Source organism: Stenotrophomonas sp. CFBP8994 (assembly GCF_034044835.1).
Taxonomy (GTDB): Bacteria; Pseudomonadota; Gammaproteobacteria; order Xanthomonadales; family Xanthomonadaceae; genus Stenotrophomonas; species Stenotrophomonas rhizophila_A.
Map to the genome: position 1 here is coordinate 188,023 of NZ_JAXCWT010000005.1, position 20,244 is coordinate 208,266.

The following is a 20,244-nucleotide window of genomic DNA, read 5'->3' on the forward strand; positions in this document are numbered from 1 at the left end:
TTCCCTCACTGGATCCCACGATGCGCTGCACTCTGTTCCTTTCGATCGCCCTTGCCCTGCAGGTCACCGCGACGGCTACCGCTGCAGAACCGACCCGGCTTGCCGCCGATGCCATCGCCTCGCAGCCGCTGGACATGGCACTCAACGCGCTGTCGCGCCAGACCGGCCTGCAGTTCGTCTACAACGCGCAGGTGGCGGGGAATCCGCGCACCCCGGCGGTGCCGGCGGGCCTGAGCGCGGAGGCGGCGCTTGACCGCCTGCTGGCCGGCACCGGGCTGCGCTACCGCTACCTCAATGCCGGTACGGTTACCATTGAAGCGGCGACGGCGGGCAACGCGCCCACCTCCGGCGTGGTTGCGCCGATGGCGGCGGCCGAGGCCAGGGCCGCAACACTGCAGGCTTCTGCTGGCGACGGCGCCGCGCCCGGCGCGCAGAACCTGGAAACCATCCAGGTAACCGGAAGCTACAGCCGCAGCCTGGAACAGGCGGTCGACCTGAAGCGCAACAACATCGGCTTTTCCGATTCCATCGTCGCCACCGACGTGGCCGACTTTCCGGAACAGAACCTGGCCGAAGCGCTGCAGCGCGTTCCGGGCGTGACCATCGAGCGCAGCAAGGGCCTGGGCACCAAGGTCAACGTGCGCGGCCTGCCGTCCGAATACACGTACGTGTCGATCAACGACCTGGCCACTGCTTCGGGCAGTGGTGGGCGTGACGTGGAATTCGACATGTTCGCCTCGGAGATCATCCAGCAGGTCACGGTGCAGAAGTCGCCCACCGCCGCCGACGAAGAGGGCGGCATCGCCGGCTCGGTGAAGATCACCACCGCGCGACCGTTCGATTACAACGAGCGCAAGCTGGTGCTGTCGGCCGAGGGCGCACACAACAGCATCTCCGAAGAAGTCGACCCGCGCTTCGCCTTCCTGGCCGCCGATACCTGGGGCGACTGGGGCGGCCTGGTGTCGTATTCGCAGTCCAAGCGCACCAACCGTACCGACTCCACCTCGGGCATCAACTTCCGCCCGATGTCGCGCTTCCTGGGGGCGTCCGGCACGCGCGGCACCCAGGCCCAGGCCGTGCTGGCCCGCGACGCCGGGGTGAACATCGTCAACCGTACCGACACCGATGAAACCAATCGGGTGGTCTTCCAGGACAAGGTCGGCGACCGCGTCTACCTCAACGAGCAGGACAAGTGGGGCGCCACCGCGTCGCTGCAGTACAAGCCCAGCAGCAGCTTCAGCCTGACCTTCGATGCGATGCTGGGCGGCTACGATTCAACCGAGGACGAGTACGACGCGGCGGCCTATTCCGCCTCCAGCCGCAGCACCCTCGACACCATTCACGAATACGACGCCAGCACCCTGTCCGAGTACGGCATGGTGGTGCTGCGCGATGTGTCCTACACCGCCACCCAGCACGAGATGCTGAGCAAGGAGCGGATCAACAAGACCGATTACAGCCAGTACAGCGTTGCGCTCGACTGGAAGGGCCAAGACTGGTACATCGATGCCATGGCCGGCTATTCCGGCGCGGAGAAGACCTCGGACTTCTCCAACCTCAAGCACGTCGCCTACGCGCCTTCGCGCACCCGCTGGACCGGCCGCAGCGGCGAAACCATCCCCAGCACGCCGGGCGGCTTCGACATGTACAACGCCTCGGACAAGTACCTGTTCGAAGCCTACGAAACCACGCTGGAGAAGGTGGACGACGACAAGTACGCCGCCCAGGTCAACGTGACCCGCATGCTGGACCTGGCCTTCCTGCCGGCGTTGCGTGACGTGAAGTTCGGTGCGCGCTACACCGACCGCTCCAAGCAGCGCGAGTATGGCGAGCTCAAGATCACCGGGCCGACCGCCGGCAGCAGCGCCTGGGTCAACACCCGCACCCTGGCCGACAGCCCGCTGCAGTGGATCGGCGACATCGTTCCCGGCGGCGACTACACCATCAAGGACCTGGACTGGCAGCAGGTGTCCAACGACTACGCACGCCGCGCCTTCCGCTATGACGGCTTCTACACCCCCTTCGACGCCGGCCAGTTCTACCAGGTCGATGAGAAGGTGACGAGCGTGTACGCGATGGCGGATTTCGCCTTCGATATCGGCCACGTGCCGGTCAACATCAACGCCGGCGCGCGCTATGTCGATACCAGCGTCACCTCGTTCGGCTACCACCCGATCCAGCGGCCCGATGGCAGCACCGGCTACACCGATACCCCGGTGTCCAGGGACGGCAGCTACGACGACCTGCTACCCAGCTTCAACATGACCGCCGAACTTGCCCAGGGCCTGCTGCTGCGTGCGGCCGCGTCCAAGACCATGATGCGCCCGGCGCTGACCGACATTGCCTACAAGCGCACCGCCAGCTGGAGCTCGTACCGCTTCACCGATGGCAACCCGGAACTGAAGCCCACCTACGCCAAGCAGTGGGAAGTGGGCCTGGAGAAGTACCTGGACAACGGCGCGCTGTTTGCCGCTTCCTACTTCCGCAAGAACATCGACGGCGTGGTGATCAACTCGCTGACCGGCGTGGTCGAGGATGTGGCCGTGTACAACGCCAACGGCACCCTCAACGGCATCTTCGATTTCGACGTGTACCAGCCGGTGAACGCCAAGGGTTCCTACCAGGTGGACGGCGTGGAGCTGGTGGCGCAGCTGCCACTGGGCATGTTCCACCCCATGCTGGAAGGCTTCGGCGTGAATGCCAACTACACCGTGCTGGACAGCTCGCTTGCCGGTGAGTCCGACCTGGGCATCCGCACGCCGATGCCGGGCCTGGCCGAGAAGACCTGGAACCTAACTGCGTACTACGAAAATGACCGGTTCGATGCCCGCGTGTCCTACAACCACAAGGACGAATACGTGGAATCGATCGGCTATGACATGTACCCGATCTGGCGCGATGCCTATGGTCAGATGGATGTGTCGATCGGCTACCGGATCACCGACAACATCAAGGTCAGCCTGAAGGGCATCAACCTGACCAACGAGATCACCAGCGGCTACACCATGGATCCGTCCTTCCCGACCATGTACGAAGCCTCGGGCCGCCGCATCAGCCTGGGCCTGCGCGCCGACTTCTGATCATGCAGACACTTCTCCTGCTGGCGCTGCTTGCGGCGCCGGCCACGGCGTCGCCTGCCGAATCTGATGCCGGTCGCGACTGGCAGCCTGGCGACCACCACGTGCACAGCGAATGGAGCGTGGACTGGGACCGCAGCACCACGCCGCCCACGCCGATCCGTGGCGGCGACTCGTCCTACACCCGCAGCCACAACGCTGAACGGGCGCGGCACTTCGGGCTGCGCTGGATGGTGCACACCGACCACGGCGGCCCGGGCCACTCGGCGGTGACCCGCGATCACGCCCATCCGGCGCTGCTGCAGGCCCGGCAGGACGTGCCCGAGGTTATCCAGTTCAACGGCATGGAGTTCGATGTGCCGGCCGGCGAACACGCCTCGCTGATCATCGCGCCGGGCGCGCGCGAAGCCGAACAGCTGGTGACGATCGAGCGCCACTACAGTCGCGGTGAACCGCTGGAAGCGGGTAGCCGCGATACCCACCAGCACATGCTGGATGCGTTGGTCCACATGCGCGGGCTGCGTCCGCTGCCGCTGATGCTGATCAACCACCCCTCGCGAACCGCCACCGGGGTGGGGCAGTGGGGCGAAGTGGAGCCCGCTGAGCTGAAGGCGTGGCATGCCGCTGCGCCGCAGGTGCTGGTCGGCATGGAAGGCGCGCCCGGGCACCAGGCCACCCGCTCCGAGCGTGGCCTGTACCGGAATGCGGCGGCGCCGACCTTCGGCGGCTTCGATCAGATGACCACGCAGGTTGGCGGCGTCTGGGACCAGATGCTGGCCGACGGTAGCCGCTTCTGGATCACCGCCAGTTCCGATTCGCACGTGAACCAGCGCGACGGGGGGAGCGACTTCGATCCGGGTGAGTACAGCAAGACGTATGTCTGGGCACGCCCGGAGGCCGATGACATCCTCGGCGGCGTGCGCGCCGGGCGCATGTTCGCGGTGACCGGCGACCTCATCGACGCATTGGAGCTGACCGTGCAGGCGGCCGATGGCAGCGGTGGGGTGGGGCGCATGGGCGAAGGCGTGACCGTGGCAGCGGGTACGCCGATGCGCGTGCAGTTGCGGGTGCGAACGCCGGACAGCGCCAATGCGATCGGGCGACATCCGGCGCTGCGCCAGCTGCAGCTGATCGTCGGCAGTGGCACCGGCCAGGCGCCCAGGATGCAGACCCGGCGCTTTACCGCCAAGGAGTGGAAGCAGGAAGGTCGGTGGTATGAGGTGACGTGGGAATTGCCGGCGCCGCCCGGCGGCGGATTCGTACGTGCACGCGGCAGCAACACGGATGAGCCGACGCCATTGCCCGACATCAAAGGCGAAGATCCCTGGCAGGACCTGTGGTTCCATTCCAACCCGGTGTTCATCGGCAACAACCCACCGCCGTGAACGCCACGACATGGCACGTGCACGATCCGGTCACGGCCCCCCACCGAGTCTGGCAGCACCCGATTCCCGCACGGATACCGCCATGACCACGCTCACCCTGCACGACCTGGCCAAGAAAATGGCCGGCATCGACTTCACCATGCTGCAGACCTTCGCCGACAACGGCGAGATCGCCGGCCGCCCGATGAGCAACAACGGTGATGTCGATTACGACGGTGACAGCTGGTTCTTCTCGCTGGACAGCACCGACATGGTGCGCGAGCTGCAGGCCGAGCCCAAGGCCGCGCTGAGCTTCGTCGGCAGCAAGGGCCTGCTCGGCAAACCGCCGTTGTTCGTGTTCGTGCAGGGCAAGGGCCGGATCATCCGCGACAAGGAAGTGATGCGCGAACACTGGCAGAAGAGCCTGGAGCGCTGGTTCGAGCAGGGTGTGGATACCCAGGGCCTGGTCCTGATCCACGTCCATGCGCACCGCATCCATTACTGGGACGGTGAAGACCAGGGCGAGATCCAGGTCTGAGGAACGCCGGACATGCCTGCTTCCCCCGGGTCGCTGGTCGGCTGCGCTGGCTGGTCCATTCCGGGCCGCTACGCTGACCTGTTCGGCCCCGGGGAGAGCATGCTCGCGCGCTACGCCACCCGGTTTCCCATAGTGGAGATCAACTCCTCGTTCTACCGGCCGCACAAGCCCGGCACCTACGAACGTTGGGCGGCCAGCGTGCCGCCCGGGTTCCGCTTCTCGGTCAAGATACCGCGCACGATCTCCCACGATTCGGCGTTGGTCGGCGTGGGGCCTTTGCTTGACCGCTTCCTTGATGACTCCAGCGCGCTCGGCACCAAGCTGGGTGGCCTGCTGCTGCAGTTGCCGCCCTCATTGGCGTTGGATACCCGCCGTGCCTCGAGCTTCTTCCGCGCGCTGCGCAGGCGCAGTGGGGTGCCGCTGGTGTGCGAGCCGCGCCATGCCAGCTGGTTCACCGACACGGCCGACGCGTTGCTGCTGCGCCACGGCGTCTCGCGGCTGGGGGCCGATCCAGCGCGTGTGCCGGCGGCTGCCCAACCGGGCGGTGCACCGACGTGGCGCTACTGGCGCTGGCACGGCGCACCGCGCATGTACTACAGCGACTACGTCGACGCGGCATTGGACGCGCTGGCCGGGCAGGTGCGTCATGCACGTGGTCCCCGCTGGGTCATCTTCGACAACACCGCGCACGGCTTTGCCGTTGCCAACGCCGCGCGCCTGCAGGAGCGGTTGCATGCCTGAAGGCCCTTCCATCGTCATCCTGCGCGAGGCGACGGCGAAGTTCCGTGGCAAGACCGTGCGCCGCGCGCTGGGCAACAGCTCCCTGGATCTCACCCGCATGGAGGGGCGGCGCGTGATCGCGCTGCGCAGCTGGGGCAAACATTTCCTGATCGAGTTCAGCGGCTTCAGCCTGCGCGTGCACATGCTGATGTTCGGCAGCTACCGCATCGACGAACGCAAGCCATCGCCCCCGCGCGTTTCGCTGCAGTTCGACAACGGCGAGCTGAACATCTACGCCTCATCGCTGAAGTACATCGAAGGCAAGCTGGACGAAACCTACGATTGGCGCACCGACGTGATGAACGACGCGTGGGACCCCCGCCTGGCCCGGCGCCGGCTGAAGCAGCAACCAGATACCCTGATCTGCGATGCACTGCTGGACCAGGAGCTGTTTGCCGGCGTCGGCAACATCATCAAGAACGAAGTGCTGTTCCGCCAGCGGGTGCACCCGGAAAGCACGGTGGGGGCGTTGCCACCGCGGGTACTCGGCAGGGTCATTGCCGACGCCCGCGCCTACAGCTTCCTGTTCCTGGAATGGAAGCGCGCCTTCGAACTGAAAAAGCATTGGCAGATCCATACCAAGCGGACCTGCCCGACCTGCGGCGGCCCGGTTTCCAAGACCTACCCCGGTAAAAGCCGGCGGCGCACCTTCTTCTGTCCCAATTGCCAGATCCGATACTGAGTGAAGGGCGGAAACCGCCCGTCCTGTAGGATGGGTGCGTCCCACGCCGTTTCGCGCGTCCTGCGCGGCCCCTTGCGGTCGCCCGCTTCGCTCCCCTTTCGAGCCGTCCGCCACCGGGGTGGGCCGGCTCTCCGTGTTTCATGGAGCGCACATGCCGGGCTATACCACCCGCATTCTCACGGTTGCCGTCAACGGCCACGAGTTCCGTATTCGTGCCCTGAGCGACCTGCAGCAGTTCGCCGATCCCACCGGCCGCGCCGAACGGGCCGGCATCCATTCCTCGCTGTGGAGCCTGTTCGGCCAGGTCTGGCCCGCCGGCCGGGTGCTGGCCGAGACCATGAGCCAGTACGACGTGGCCGACAAACGCATCCTGGAACTGGGTTGCGGGCTGGGCCTGTCCAGCCTGGTGCTGGCGCATCGTGGTGCTAACGTGGTGGCCAGTGACCACCATCCGCTGGCCGAATCGTTCCTGGCCTACAACGCCGGGCTCAACGACCTGCCGGCCGTGCATTACCGCGACCTGCCCTGGGAAATGCCAGATACGTCACTGGGTCGGTTCGACCTGATCATCGGCAGCGATGTGCTGTACGAGCGGGGCCACGGCGTGCAGATCGCCGCGGTGATGGAGCGCCACGCCAAGCCTACGGCCGAACTGCTGCTGACCGATCCCGGTCGCGGCAACCTCGGCGGCTTCTCGCGCGCCATGGCCCTGCAGGGGTATGAAGCGAGCGAAGAGGGCGGCTTCGGCGAGGATGAAAGCAGTTCGCCAGGGCGCGGACGCCTCCTGCGTTACGCCCGTACCGCGTAGGGCCACGCAGGGCGTGGCGCTGCGACGACACGGTCTGCAGATCGTTTGTCGTAGGCTCCGAACCCATGACCAACCCACCGCCTGCCACACCCACCCGCTCCATGATCGTCGCTGGTCTGTCCACCGTGGTGGAGTGGTACGACTTCACCCTGTACCTCTACCTGGCCACGGTGCTGTCGCGGGTGTTCTTCGGCGGGGGCGACAACGCCCTGCTGGCCACCCTGGCCGGCTTCGCGGTGAGCTACCTGATGCGTCCGCTCGGCGCGCTCTGCTTCGGCCACTTCGGTGACCGCTTCGGCCGCCGCTACATGCTGCTGGCCTCCATGGCCCTGATGACGCTGGCGATGCTGGCCACCGCGCTGCTGCCGACCTTCGACAGCATCGGCGCCACCGCCGGCGTGCTGTTGCTGCTGCTCCGCTGCGTCATGGCGTTTTCGGTAGGCGGCGAATACACCGGCGTGGTGGCTTACCTGCTGGAAAGCGCCCCCATCCGCCGGCGCGGGCTGGTGACCTCTCTCGCCTCCGCCGCAAGCGAAGTGGGTGCATTGCTTGCCGTGGCACTCTCGGCACTGACCGTGGCGCTGCTCAGCAGCGCCCAGCTCGATGGCTGGGGCTGGCGCATTCCCTTCTTCATCGGTGCGGCCCTGGCCGGCGCGATCCTCCTCGCGCGCTCGACCATGCACGAATCGCCCGAATTCGAACGCCAGGTGGCCGCCGGCACGGTACCGACCTCGCCGATCCGCGATACCTGGCGCTACCATCGCGGCGCGGTCGCGCGCACCTTCGCCATCTCCGCGCTGGGTTCGATCACCTACTACGTGGGCATCACCTACGTGCCAGCGTTTCTCGGCTCGGCCAGTGACGTCGGCGAATCCCAGGCACTGTGGCTGTCCACCATCGCCGCCGTCGCCGTGATCGGCGTGACCCCGCTGGTGGGCGCGTTGTCCGACAAGGTGGGGCGACGCCCGGTGTTGATCGGGTTGGCACTGCTGTCAGCGCTGCTGCCGTTGACGATGTTCGGCGTGATGGCCACCGGCAGCGCGGTGCAGATCGCACTGGCCGCCGTGGTACTGGCCTGCCTCGCCGGCGGCGTCAGCGCCGTCGCCGCGCCGGCCACCGCCGAACAGTTCCCCGGCGAAGGCCGGCTCAGCGGCCTGGCGCTGGGCGTGACCATGGCCACCGCCTTCTTCGGCGGCGCCACCCCGTTGTTGGCCGAACTGCTGGTACGCCACACCGGCTGGGCGGCAGCGCCCGGGGCGATGATCGCCGCCGTCGCGCTGCTGGTGCTGCCGGTGCTGTGGGGCCTGCGCGAAACGCGACCCCGCTGACGATCAGTATTTCCAGCGCAGGCTCGCGGAAATGAAGCGCGGTTCGCCGTAGTTGTTGTAGTCCAGGTTGGCCCAGTAGGTCTTGTCCAGCGCGTTGCGCACGCTCAGGGTGGCGGTCCAGCTGTCGCTGATCTGGTAGTTGGCGTGCAGGTTGACCAGCATGTAGGCCGGCTGGCGCACGGTGCGGGTGCCGCCCAGCGGGTAGGGGATGTTGTAGCCCTCCACTTCGCTCTGCCAGGAGAAGCCGCCGCCCACGGTCAGGCGGTCCAGCACGCCGGGCAGGCGCACGCTGGTGTTGAGCTGCAGGAAATCCTCGGGCAGGTTGGCGTAGATCAGGTCGGTGCTGGCACGGGTCACCTTGACGTGGGTGTAGCCGGCATTGACGGTCCAGCCCGGGCGGATCTCGCCGTTGATGTCCATTTCCCAGCCGCGCGACTTGGTGCCGTTGACGCCGATGTAGGCCGAGCTGCCATCGCTGAGTGAGCCGTCCGGCAGGCTCATGTCGCGCACGGCGTAGTTGTCCTGTTTGGCTTCGAAGATCGCGGCGTTGGCGGTCAGCCGGCCGTCGAACCACTGCGACTTGATGCCGGCTTCCAGGTTGGAGCCTTCCACCGGGGCGAGCAGGTTCTCGTTGCGGTCCTTGTAGTTCTGCGGGTTGAAGATTTCGGTGTAGCTGGCGTACACCGAGAAGTCGGGCACGATGTCGTAGACCAGGCCGACGTAGGGAGTGACTTCGTCGGTGACTTTGTACTGGCCGCTGGTGCCGGTGTAGGTGCCGGCGGCGTTGTAGGCGCGGGTCAGGGTTTCCCAGCGGCTGAGGCGCGCGCCGGCGATCAGCGACAGCGGATCGGCCAGGCGCAGGCGGGTGGAGGCGTACACGCCGCTCTGCCGGGTGCGGGCGATGCGGCGGGCGCCGGTGCGGCTGGCGGTCAGCTCGGGAATGTCGCCGTTCCAGTTGCGGATGTCGGGGATGTTGTAGCGCCAGTTGGCCACCGAGGTAAGGGTCCAGGTGGTGGCTTCGAGGTCGGACCAGCTGCCACCGACGACGACATCGTGTTCGCGGCCGAAGGCGGGGAAGGTGCCGGACAGGAACAGGTCGGCGCCCTTGCGGGTGTCTTCGGCATCGCCGGCACCGGCCAGCAGGTAAGTGCCGGCACCGCTCACGGGATCGGGGTAGCCGCTGCCGTAGACGCGCACGTTCTGGACGTTGCCGCGGGTGTAGGCGGTGTTGAGCTTGAGCAGCCAGTTTTCACCGAAGCGCTGTTCGAGGTTGGCGAAGGCGGTGCTGGTTTCGCGCTGCCAGTAGCTCCACTTGGGGGCCATGTTGGTTTCGCGGGGGAGGTGGGCGAAGGTGCCGTCGCTGTTGAAGAAGGGCACGGTGCCCCAGGTGGAGCCGACCGGGTTGTTGTCCTGGCGCTGGTAGCCGACGGTGACGGTGGTGGAATCGGTCAGGTCGCCTTCCAGCACGGCCATGCCGGCCATCTTGTCTTCTTTGTAGCGGTCGTAATACAGCTCGCGATCGGTATAGGCGGCAACGACGCGGCTGCGGAAGCGGCCATCGCGGGTGAGCGGGGCGTTGACGTCGGCTTCCATGCGGCGGAAGTCCCAGCTGCCGGCGCTGATGGCGAAGGAGGCGTCGAACTCCTTGCCGGGGCGCTTGCGCAGCAGGTTGACGGTGGCCGAGGGAATGCCGGCGCCGCTGAGCAGGCCGTTGGCGCCGCGGATGACTTCGATGCGGTCGTAGAAGGCGGTGTCGTATTCCTGGTTGGTGGAGCCGCTGTAGGTGGGCAGGCTGTCGACCTGGAAGTCGGTGATGGTGAAGCCGCGCGCGTAGTACAGGGGGCGCTGGGTGTCGTAGAAGGAGACGTTGACGCCGGTGATGTTGCGCATGACGTCGTTGATCGAGAACAGCGATTCGTTCTGGATGCGGTCGAGGGCGAGCACGCTGGTGGACTGCGGGGTTTCCTGCAGGGTGATGGGCAGGCGGGTGGTGCTGGACGGCGCGCGCTGGGAGCCGACGACGTTCACCTGGTCCAGGGTCTTGGCATCGCTGGCGGCATCGGCGGTCTCGGCCTGCGCGAGGGGCGCGGCGAGCGACAGCACGGAAAGCAGGGCCAGGCCGAGCGGGGCGCGGCGGACGGAAGCAGAGCGGGAACGGAAGGACATACGCGGTCTCAGCGGGGGCCGTGGGGCACAATGGGACGCAAATGTAAATCGTTCGCATTCTAATTACAATAATTTAACGAGCTGAAAGCGAGGGCGTCTCCTTTCTACGAGTTGGGGCGCGGGGCGGCAGGGGGTAGCGGGACGCGCGTAAACCCTTCCATGGGGCTCATCGCAGCATCCATGCTGCTCAAGGTCCCGCTACCCCCTGCCGCCCCGCACCCCCTGACGAATGGCTTGGGGCGGCCGGAACAGGCAAAGGCAAAAAAAAACCGGCCCGCGAGGGCCGGTTGTAGGGACACGCCATGCGTGTCTACGCGGTGCCGGAAAGGCTCACAACGCCTGCAATTCCTCGTTGGCGTTGCGCTTTTCCTTGGCCGGCGCTGCCGGGGTCACCGGCGGCGGGGTCATCATCACTGCCGGGCTCGTCTCCACCGGCACGTCCAGGTACGGGAGGCGCAGGGTGTCGCTGGTCTGGCGGCGGATCTCGTTGGTCAGGGCCGGGCTGTCGTTGAGCTTGCGCCCGTAGGACGGCACGATCTGGGCCAGGCGGGCTTCCCAGCCGGCGGCCATCTGCTCGGGGAAGGCCTTCTTGAGCAGGTCCAGCATGATCGGCGGGGAGGTCGAGGCACCCGGGGAGGCGCCGAGCAGGGCGGCCAGGGTGTGGTCCTTGTCGGTGACGATTTCGGTGCCGAACTGCAGGACGGCGCCCTTTTCCGGGTCGTGCTTGATGATCTGCACGCGCTGGCCGGCGGTGACCAGTTCCCAGTCCTCGCGCTTGGCGTTGGGGAAGTACTTGACCAGTTCGGCCTGGCGGTCGTCGTCGTTGAGGCGGGCCTGGCCCATCAGGTACTTGACCAGGTCCAGGTTCTCCGCGCCGACGTCGAGCATGCCGGCCACGTTGTTGTGGTTGACCGAGGAGTACAGGTCGAACCAGGAGCCGTGCTTGAGGAACTTGGTGCTGTACAGGGCGAACGGGCCGAACAGGACCACCGGCTTGCCATCGAGCTTGCGCGAATCCAGGTGCGGCACGGACATCGGCGGCGAGCCGGTCTCGGCCATGCCGTAGGCCTTGACGCCGTGGCGGCCGGCGATGGCCGGGGACTTGAAGGCCAGGAACTGGCCGCCGACCGGGAAGCCGGCGTAGTTCTTGGCTTCGGGGATGTTGGAGAGCTGCAGCAGCTTGAGCGCGGCGCCGCCGGCGCCGATGAACACGAAGCGCGACTTGAGGGTGGACTCGGTGCCGGCGTTGAGGTCCTTGACCGTGACGTTCCAGGTCTTGTCGTCGTTCTGGCGCAGGGCGCGGACTTCATGCTCCAGGTGCAGGCTGAAGTTCGGGTTGCGCTGCAGGCCGGCGGTGAGCTGGCGGGTGATCACGCCGAAGTTGACGTCGGTGCCCAGCGGCATCCAGGTGGCGGCGACCTTCTGGTTCGGGTCGCGGCCTTCCATCAGCAGCGGGGACCACGCCTTGATCTGCGCCGGGTCTTCGGAGTACTGCATGCCGTAGAACAGCGGGTTCCTGACCAGCGCCTGCTGGCGCTTGTGCAGGTAGGCGATGTTGTCATCGCCCCACACGAAGCTCATGTGCGGGGTGGGGTTGATGAAGTCGGACGGCTGGCTGAGCCGGCCTTCCTTGACCTGGTGCGACCAGAACTGGCGGGAGATCTCGAACTGCTCGGCGATGCCGACCGCGCGCTTGGTCTCGATGCTGCCATCGGGCAGTTCCGGGGTGTAGTTCAGTTCGGCGAAGGCCGAATGCCCGGTGCCGGCGTTGTTCCAGCCATCGGAGCTTTCCAGGGCGACGCCGTCGAGGCGTTCGAACACCTGGATGTTCCAGTCTGGCTGCAGTTCCTGCAGGAAGGTGGCCAGGGTGATGCTCATGATGCCGCCGCCGACCAGCACGACGTCGACCGGCTTGTCGTTACCGGCGGCCGGAACCGAACGCTGGTGGAGGGGCCAGTACAGGAATACGGCCGCTGCGATCAGCAACAGCACGAGCAGGCCGAGGACGACCTTCGCTAACTTTTTCATGGATATCTCATGTGGGGAGATGAGGGCAGGATGACGGCGCTTCGTGGAAGAAGCGTGAAGAAACAAGCTCTTGGCGCATCCAGTGCCCAATTTTAGCCCGAAACGGTACGGATTTGGTGCAACGCAGCATCGCAGGGATCAATCGGACCCCAAGGTGAAATATTCAGCGAGGAAATACCCGCACTGGTAAATAAGCGCCAGCACGGCCAGGCCCAGATGCACCCGTCGCGAACGGCTTGCGATGCCCACCCCGGCAATCACCAGCATGATCCCGGTGTGCACCGGGTACGCCTCGCCGAGCATCTGCCAGCGGCTGTGCCCCTTGATCGCCGTGTCGCCCAGGTCGAGCACGGTCACCAGGGCGAGCATGCCGAAGAAGCCGCCGCGCCGCTGCAGCAGGTACTGCTCGTAGCTACCGTACTCGCGCAGGTCATCGGGGAACAGCAGCACGCACAGCATGTACCAGCTGGCGCAGTAGCCGATCACGAACAGGTACAGGCCGAAGGTCCACTGGCGCACTTCGCCCAGACGGAACTCCCACCACCAGAAGGTGACCACCGACACCAGCATCCACAGCACCCAGCACAGGTGGATGCCGGACCACCCGCCGCGCCGGGCCGGATGCTCGATGATCGAGGCCAGGCCCTTCACCAGCGTGGTGATGCTCAATCCCAGGATGATGCTCAGCACCACCCGGATATGCAGATAGACCGGATCCGATTCCATCGAACGCCCCGCGCTGGATGCTTGGAGGCCACGGTAGGTGCCGACCGCTGGTCGGCACGTGAAGGCGTACCCACCAACGGTGGGTACCTACCGTCTGCGGCGCACCAGCGTCGCCGACGCCGCCAGCACGGCCCTGGTCAGCAGCGCCATCGTCTGCACGTCGCCCTTCCAGTGCTGCCAGTACAGCGGCACGTCTTCCCACGCGCGCGGTTTCATCAGCACCAGCCGCCCCGCGTCCAGGTGGCGCTTGACCAGCGGCAGCGGGTTCATCGTCCAGCCCAGCCCGCCCACGTTGGCCTGCACGAACGCCCGGGTTGACGGAATCCACCAGGTGGGCGCCGTCATCGGCAGGTCGTCGCCGGCCAACCGCCGCGCGAAGCGTGCCTGCATGTCGTCCTTGCGGTTGAACACCAGCACCGGCGCCTGGGCCAGCGACTGCGCGTTCACCCCCTTGGCGAAGTAGCGGTCGTGGAAGGCCTGCGTGCACGTGGCCGCATAGCGGATGCTGCCCAGCGCGTGGATCTGGCAGCCCTGCACCGGCTCGTCCAGCGTGGTCACCGCGCCCAGCACCGCGCCCTGGCGCAGCAGCGCCACCGTGTGGTCCTGGTCCTCCGAGCGCAGGTCCAGCGTCGTCCCGGTCTGCCGCGCGAAACTCAGCGCCGCCTCCGGGAACCAGGTTTCCAGGCTGTCGTGGTTCACCGCCACCGGGATGCTGGCGTGCGGCAGGTCCTCATCGGCAATCCCCATCCGGTGCAGCGCATCGTGCTCCAGCAGCGCCGTCTGTTCGGCCAGCTGCACCAGCACCTGGCCTTCCGGCGTGGCCACCGCCGGCGAAGAACGCTTGACCAGCAGTCGCCCGACCCGGTCCTCCAGCGCTTTCACCCGCTGCGACACCGCCGAGGCGGTGACATTGAGCGACTGCGCCGCCCGGTCGAAACTGCCTTCGCGGATCACCGCCGCCAGGGCGCGGAGCTGGGCATGGTCGATGCGCATCGTCTTAAGTTTCGCTAAAGATGGTTAAGTAAGTTTAGCTCTACTTTTCCATGTTGCGGCGCGACAATACGCGCCATCACGGTGCTGTACGCCTTGGCGAGGCACCGCCCCCCAGCAACACAGGTGGTATCCCATGTTCTCCTTCATTTCCGGCGGCCCCGGTCTGGCCGCGTGGCTCAGTGGTGCCGCAGCCGGTATCGGCCTGTTCGCCGTGGTCGGGGCCCAGAGCGCCTTCATCCTGCGCCAGGGCATCCTGCGCAAGCACATCGTGCCGGTCGTGGCGACCTGCGCGGCGATCGATGCCATCTTCATCTTCGCCAGCGTGGCCGGCCTGCGCACCCTGACCCAGGCATTGCCCTGGCTGACTACCGTGGTGCTGTGGGGCGGCGTGGCGTTCCTCAGCTGGTACGCCTGGCAGTCGGCCCGGCGCGCGCTGGCCGGCGGCGGCGGCATGCAGGTCGATGACGGCGACAACACCTCGCGCCGCGCCGTGCTGACCGCTGCGGTCGGTTTCTCGCTGATCAACCCGCACTTCTGGCTGGACATGATGGTGATCGGCTCCATTGCCGAAAACTTCGGCAATGCCCGCATGGCGTTCGCCGCCGGCGTGGTCACCGCCAGCTGCCTGTGGCTGACCGCCCAGGGCCTCGGTGCCCGCCTGCTGGCCCCGTTGTTCACCAAACCTCGTACCTGGCGGATCCTCGACGGCACCATCGCCGTGATCCTGTCCATCCTGGCCCTCAGCCTGGCGTTCCGCGGCGTGCATTGATCTCTCTCTCTCTCTCCGTCAATGCACGTCCAAATGGCACCGTTCGCGGTGCCATTTTTCTTTCCGGGCCCGGATGCGTCCAAGAAGGTCGCCACTGGCCTGTGCTGCGCCGATCTGTCTAGAATCGCCGATCACGGACAAGGTGTCTGGCAGGAGGGGGAAGGATGAACTACTCGAAATGGGCGGCCCTGGCCGTCTTGGCCCTGCTGTGCGGGCCGGTGGCGCAGGGTTCCGCTGCGGAGCTGGATCTTGAGCGCTATCTCAAGCGCGACACGTTTACCGACATCAAGCTGTCGCCGGGCGGGGACTACTACGCTGCCACCGTGCCGATGGAAGACCGAACCGCACTGGCCATCCTCAGCCGCGCCACCGGCAAGGTCACCGGTTCGTTCGTGCCGCCGCGCAACAACCACGCCACCAGTTTTTACTGGGTCAGCAACGAGCGCGTGCTGATCGGCCTGGCCGAAAAGTTCGGCAGCCTCGACCAGCCGCAGCTCACCGGTGAGCTGTACGCCATGAACGCCAATGGCGGCCGTGGCGAACTGCTGGTCGGCTATCGCGTGGAAGGCAACGGTCCGGGCACCCGCATCCAACCGAAGAAGGTCGAAGCGGTCGCCGCCTTCCTGATCGATTCGATGCCGCAGGACGAGCGCAACGTGCTGGTCTCGGTGTGGCCGTTCTCCGAAGATCCCTACACCCGTGTCGATCGCATGGATATCGCCAGCGGCCGCCGTGTGACCGTGGCCCGGTCGCCGGTACGTCGCGCCGATTTCACCAGCGACCCGAGCGGGCAGATCCGCTTCGCCCACGGTGCCGGTATCGACAACGTCAACAAGCTCTATTACCGCGATGCCATCGGCGACACCTGGAAGCTGGTGAACGATGAGGCCGATACCGGCCGCATCGAAACCGCGCTCGGTTTCTCCGAAGACGGCAAGACCGCCTACCTGCAGGTGCAGCAGGCCAACGGCCCCGATGCCATCGTCACCTGGGACCCGGTCACCGGCACCCGCACCCCGTTGCTGCGCGATCCCGTCGTAGACCCGGACCGTCTGATCTACCGCCCCGGCACCCGTGTTCCGGTCGGCGCGCTCTACCTGGGCGACAAGCCGCGCACCCGTTTCTTCGACGAAACCTCGGCCGACGCGCGCCTGTACCGCAGCCTGGAAGCCGCGTTCGGCGGTGATGCGGTGTTCATCGCCTCCAGCACGCGCGATGGCCGCAGTGTGCTGGTGGAAACCTGGTCGGGAAGCAATCCAGGTGACTTCTACATCTTCGACACGGTCGCCAAGAAGGCCGACCACCTGATCAGCCGCGGCGCCTGGATCGACCCGGACACGGCCGCGAAGGTCCAGCCGTACGCGTTCAAGGCGCGCGACGGCCTGGAGCTGCACGGCTACCTCACCCTGCCGGCCGCGTCGGCAGGGGCGAAGCCGCCGATGGTGGTGATGCCGCATGGCGGCCCGTTCGGCGTGTTCGACGACGGCAGCTACGATTCCGAAGCGCAGATGCTGGCCGCGGCAGGCTACGCCGTGCTGCAGGTCAACTTCCGTGGTTCGGGCAACTTCGGCCGTGCCTACCGGCACGCCGGCGCCAAACAGTGGGGCGCCGCCATGCAGGACGACGTGACCGATGCGACCCGCTGGGCGATCAGCCAGGGCCACGCCGATCCGGCCCGGGTCTGCATCTATGGCGCCAGCTACGGCGCGTACGCGGCGATGATGGGCGCGGCCCGCGAGCCGGGCTTGTACCGCTGCGCCGCCGGCTACGTCGGCGTGTACGACCTGCCGATGATGCACACCACCGGCGATGTCCAGCGCAGCGGTTCGGGCAGCACCTACCTGAAGGAATGGCTGGGCAGCCCCAATGACGTGGCTGCGGTTTCCCCGGTCAACCTTGCCGACCGCATCAAGGTGCCGGTGTTCCTGGCGGCGGGCGGCGAAGACGAGCGCGCCCCGATCCAGCACACCAAGCGCATGGAGGCGGCGTTGCAGAAGGCCGGCGTGCCGGTGGAATCGCTGTACTACTCCACCGAAGGCCATGGCTTCTACACCGACCCGCACCGCCGCGAGTATTACGGCAAGCTGCTGGCGTTCCTGTCGCGCAGCCTGGGTGGCAAGACCGCTTCGGCGTCAACCGCAGCGCAACCATGAAGAAGGCGGGGCGGTATTGCCGCCCCGCCTTCCACAGGCCACATCAGAACGCCATGCGTACCTGCATCTGCGCCTGCATATCGCGAACGCCCATCAGCCGTTCCGCCATCACCGCACCGCCAAGGTCTGCGCGCAGGTAGCGATAGTCGGCGCCCAGCATCACCCGGTAATCCAGTCCGGACGGCGCCAACCCTGGAACGGTGAACGCGTGATCGCCTGCACCGTGGAGCGTGGCCGTGCGCGCGTCGGCGCGATACGCCACCGACCGGAATGCGGATGCATCACCGCGCAGGGTCCACCCATGGCCGAGGCGCCCACTGAAGGCGGTGCCCAGCTCCAGCTGCACACCACTGCGCGTTCCTGCGCCGACCGACAATCCCAATGCGCCGGCACCATACTCATGGAAGGCACCCTCGCGCGCGTGATACGCCATTGCCCCCAGGCGCGGCTGCCAGCGCAGCCCGCCGCCGGCCAGTTCCATGCCCAGCGTGCTGCCCACGCGGGTACGCGACAGCGTGCGCTGGCTGTGCGCGCTCATGCGCGTGCTGCCCCAGTGCAACTGGCGCTGGCCATCGGTCTGGTGCCATTCGTTGCCCAGCGTGTGCTGCAGGGTGAACGCGCCCAGCGCCTGGGCCATGCCCACCCCGGCAAACCGCGATTGCGAACGCGTCTGGCCGCCATCGGTGGAGAAATCCGAGCCCAGCAGGCCGGTGCGCAGCAGCAGCTGCCGACCGCCACCCAGCGCCATCGCGACCTGCACGCCGGTGCCGGTACCCTGCACGCCCGACGCCGTGGCCGTGCCCGGTCCGAACGCGACCATGTGGGTGCCGTTGCCGGGCCTGGCGCGGGCCAGGCTCGACCAGAACGCGTCGCCGTTGGCGGCCAGGCGCATGCTGGCGGCCGCCAGGCCGTTGCCGGACAACTGCTGCAGGGCGTGGTTGAACTCAGCGGCGTCAGCCACTTCCAGGCTGTGGTACAGCGCATTGTTGGCGTAGCCCGCCTCCAGCGCTGCGGCGACGCTCTGGGTGTCGGCATCGGCGATATCGCGGTAGTCGTTGCGGGTCATCACCACGTCGACATTGCCGGCCTCGTCGCGCTCGGCCTGCGCCTGCCACACCACCGTGGCGCTGGCGATGTTGTCATCACCGCCGTCGGCGCCGACGAAGACGTCCTCCAGGCGGATCTGCGAATCGTCGGTGCCGCGGGTGAACCCGGTATCAACACGGACGTCGAACAGCTCACCGCCCTCATGCAGCACCATCTGGCCGGCGCTGCCATCGGCATGGGTGCCCACCGTGTAGCCCGACACGCCGCGCGGTGCCTGCCAGCCCAGGTCGGGGGCGGGGCGATCGGCATCCTGTGTCGGCTGGTCGGCATGCACGCCGCTGCCATTGCCATACACGTTGACCTGGCCGTTGTTGATCAGGCGGCCGCCGCCGCTGGCGCCCATCTGGAACGCGTGCGAGTTGCCGGCATGGATGTTGATCACCCCGCCGCGGCGGTTGTTGAGTGTGGCCGAGCCGTCGGACTGCATGGCCACCATGTTCTGGCCGTTGTTGCCGCCGGCCACGCCGAGGTTGATCACCCCGTCGTTGATCAACGTGGCGCCGCGCGCGCCGGCCATCGCCACCGCACCGTCACCGGTCACGGTCAGCGTGCCCTGGTTGATCAGCGTCGCCTGCGCGCCTTCGGCATGCATCGCCGATTGCCGCTGGGCGTGGCTGATGATCTGCGCGCCGGCGCGGTTGATGCCGGCACTGGCATGGCTGTCGGCCAGCAGGGTCAGCACGCGCGCGTTGCCCTGCAGGGTGATCAGGCCATGGTTGTCGAAGGCTTCGATGATGTCGCGCTCGTTGCCGACGCGCGCGGTCACCGCATGCACCAGCGAACCCTGGTTGAGCGTGCCGCCGGCGTTGACGGTGCCGTGGTTCTCGAACTCGGCCATGCCTGTGAGCGCGAAGCCGCCTCCCTGGACGCCGAGCGTGGCGTTGCGGCGGCGTTCGCCGTTGTCGAATTCGCTCTCGCCGCCCATGCTGACCACGGTGTCGCGCAGCTGCATGTCGCCGAGGTTCTCGATGTCGGACTCGCCATCCAGCTGGATCGTCGCACCGTGCGCCTGCAGGCTGCCGTGGTTCTCCAGGCTGCCATCGCGGCGCAGCTGCAGCTGGCCGTGCAGTTCGAGGGTGCCATGGTTGTCCAGGTCACCATCGTTCTCCACCACCAGGCTGGCGGCCTGGCCGATGCGCAGGGTGCCGGTGTTGCGCAGGTGGCCGTCATTGCGCACGCTGAGGGTGCCGGCGTTGATGCGCAGGCTGCCTTCGTTGCGGGCCGCGCCGGTGACGCGGGTTTCCACGTTGCGGTCCCAGCTGATCTCGCTGCCCGATCCGGCCAGGAACTGGTTGCCCCCGTACTGGCCGCCTTCCGAGCCCGGCGGGACGCCGCCTCCATCACCGCCGCCGTCACTGCCACCGCCGCCGCCTCCACCACCTGCCGCCGCTGCGGCGGCACCTGCCAGCGCGACGCCGCCAATCAGCCACGGGGTGGTGCTGGATGTTGCTTCGTCCTGCGCCTCACACACGCTGTGGTCAGGATCGATGTCGCAATCGACAGCTTCTGCATCGGCGTTGCCCGCATGTGCGGGCAACGAAAGCGAGGTGCACAATGCCAGCGCGATGAGTACGGCGAGCGGGCGGTGGTGGGGCGGAGCAGCGTGACGCATTGGGAAAGTTCCATGAACGCAGGGAGCGCCATGGTGGGGAGCGATACAAACCGAGTATCTACAACTTATTCCAATCCCGTCGGACTGTGACCGGATCGAATGGTGTTAGGAAG

At 66.9% G+C, this 20,244-nt stretch carries 14 protein-coding genes; 9 read left to right on the top strand and 5 right to left on the bottom strand.

Features of this window, described 5'->3' with window-relative positions; translation table 11 throughout:
- Nucleotides 1-20 precede the first annotated feature (20 nt).
- The 7 genes from SOM39_RS15245 to SOM39_RS15275 all read left to right on the top strand — a co-directional run bounded on the left by SOM39_RS15245 (nt 21) and on the right by SOM39_RS15275 (nt 8,577).
- On the top strand, nt 21-3,080 hold the full coding sequence (locus tag SOM39_RS15245; RefSeq protein ID WP_320458816.1) for a TonB-dependent receptor: 3,060 nt from the start codon (nt 21-23) through the stop codon (nt 3,078-3,080).
- A gap of 2 nt (nt 3,081-3,082) precedes the next feature.
- The gene (locus tag SOM39_RS15250; RefSeq protein WP_320458817.1) at nt 3,083-4,462 is read left to right on the top strand and encodes a hypothetical protein; all 1,380 of its coding nucleotides are present in this window, start codon (nt 3,083-3,085) and stop codon (nt 4,460-4,462) included.
- Between the two features lie 82 nt (nt 4,463-4,544).
- Nucleotides 4,545-4,979, top strand: coding sequence for a pyridoxamine 5'-phosphate oxidase family protein (locus SOM39_RS15255; protein WP_320458818.1), 435 nt, complete (start codon nt 4,545-4,547; stop codon nt 4,977-4,979).
- Nucleotides 4,980-4,991: 12 nt separating this feature from the next.
- Nucleotides 4,992-5,720 (top strand): DUF72 domain-containing protein, encoded by a 729-nt coding sequence (locus tag SOM39_RS15260; RefSeq protein WP_320458819.1) that lies wholly within the window; start codon nt 4,992-4,994, stop codon nt 5,718-5,720.
- Complete coding sequence (locus SOM39_RS15265; protein ID WP_320458820.1) at nt 5,713-6,441, top strand: DNA-formamidopyrimidine glycosylase family protein; 729 nt, start codon at nt 5,713-5,715, stop codon at nt 6,439-6,441. Before SOM39_RS15260 ends, SOM39_RS15265 begins: the two co-directional genes overlap by 8 nt.
- 151 nt (nt 6,442-6,592) lie before the next feature.
- A complete protein-coding gene (locus SOM39_RS15270) occupies nt 6,593-7,249 on the top strand; it encodes a methyltransferase domain-containing protein (protein WP_320458821.1) in 657 nt (218 codons plus the stop codon).
- A 65-nt stretch (nt 7,250-7,314) separates the two neighbouring features.
- Entirely contained in the window at nt 7,315-8,577 is a 1,263-nt protein-coding gene (locus tag SOM39_RS15275) for an MFS transporter (RefSeq protein ID WP_095363423.1), read from the top strand.
- Between the two features lie 3 nt (nt 8,578-8,580).
- Here SOM39_RS15275 and SOM39_RS15280 read toward each other — a convergent pair whose 3' ends face one another.
- The 4 genes from SOM39_RS15280 to SOM39_RS15295 all read right to left on the bottom strand — a co-directional run bounded on the left by SOM39_RS15280 (nt 8,581) and on the right by SOM39_RS15295 (nt 14,490).
- The gene (locus SOM39_RS15280) at nt 8,581-10,743 is read right to left on the bottom strand and encodes a TonB-dependent siderophore receptor (RefSeq protein ID WP_320458822.1); all 2,163 of its coding nucleotides are present in this window, start codon (nt 10,741-10,743) and stop codon (nt 8,581-8,583) included.
- 330 nt (nt 10,744-11,073) lie between these two features.
- Entirely contained in the window at nt 11,074-12,771 is a 1,698-nt protein-coding gene (gene mqo / locus SOM39_RS15285; protein ID WP_320458823.1) for a malate dehydrogenase (quinone), read from the bottom strand.
- A 138-nt stretch (nt 12,772-12,909) separates the two neighbouring features.
- Nucleotides 12,910-13,497, bottom strand: coding sequence for a hypothetical protein (locus tag SOM39_RS15290; RefSeq protein WP_320458824.1), 588 nt, complete (start codon nt 13,495-13,497; stop codon nt 12,910-12,912).
- An 87-nt stretch (nt 13,498-13,584) separates the two neighbouring features.
- Complete coding sequence (locus tag SOM39_RS15295) at nt 13,585-14,490, bottom strand: LysR family transcriptional regulator ArgP (protein WP_068850092.1); 906 nt, start codon at nt 14,488-14,490, stop codon at nt 13,585-13,587.
- Nucleotides 14,491-14,623: 133 nt separating this feature from the next.
- Here SOM39_RS15295 and SOM39_RS15300 point away from each other — a divergent pair, with 133 nt between their 5' ends.
- On the top strand, nt 14,624-15,259 hold the full coding sequence (locus SOM39_RS15300) for a LysE/ArgO family amino acid transporter (protein WP_068850096.1): 636 nt from the start codon (nt 14,624-14,626) through the stop codon (nt 15,257-15,259).
- Between the two features lie 164 nt (nt 15,260-15,423).
- On the top strand, nt 15,424-17,412 hold the full coding sequence (locus SOM39_RS15305; RefSeq protein ID WP_320458825.1) for an alpha/beta hydrolase family protein: 1,989 nt from the start codon (nt 15,424-15,426) through the stop codon (nt 17,410-17,412).
- A gap of 43 nt (nt 17,413-17,455) precedes the next feature.
- Here SOM39_RS15305 and SOM39_RS15310 read toward each other — a convergent pair whose 3' ends face one another.
- Nucleotides 17,456-20,131, bottom strand: a complete 2,676-nt coding sequence (locus SOM39_RS15310; RefSeq protein WP_320458826.1) for an autotransporter outer membrane beta-barrel domain-containing protein — start codon at nt 20,129-20,131, stop codon at nt 17,456-17,458.
- Nucleotides 20,132-20,244 lie beyond the last annotated feature (113 nt).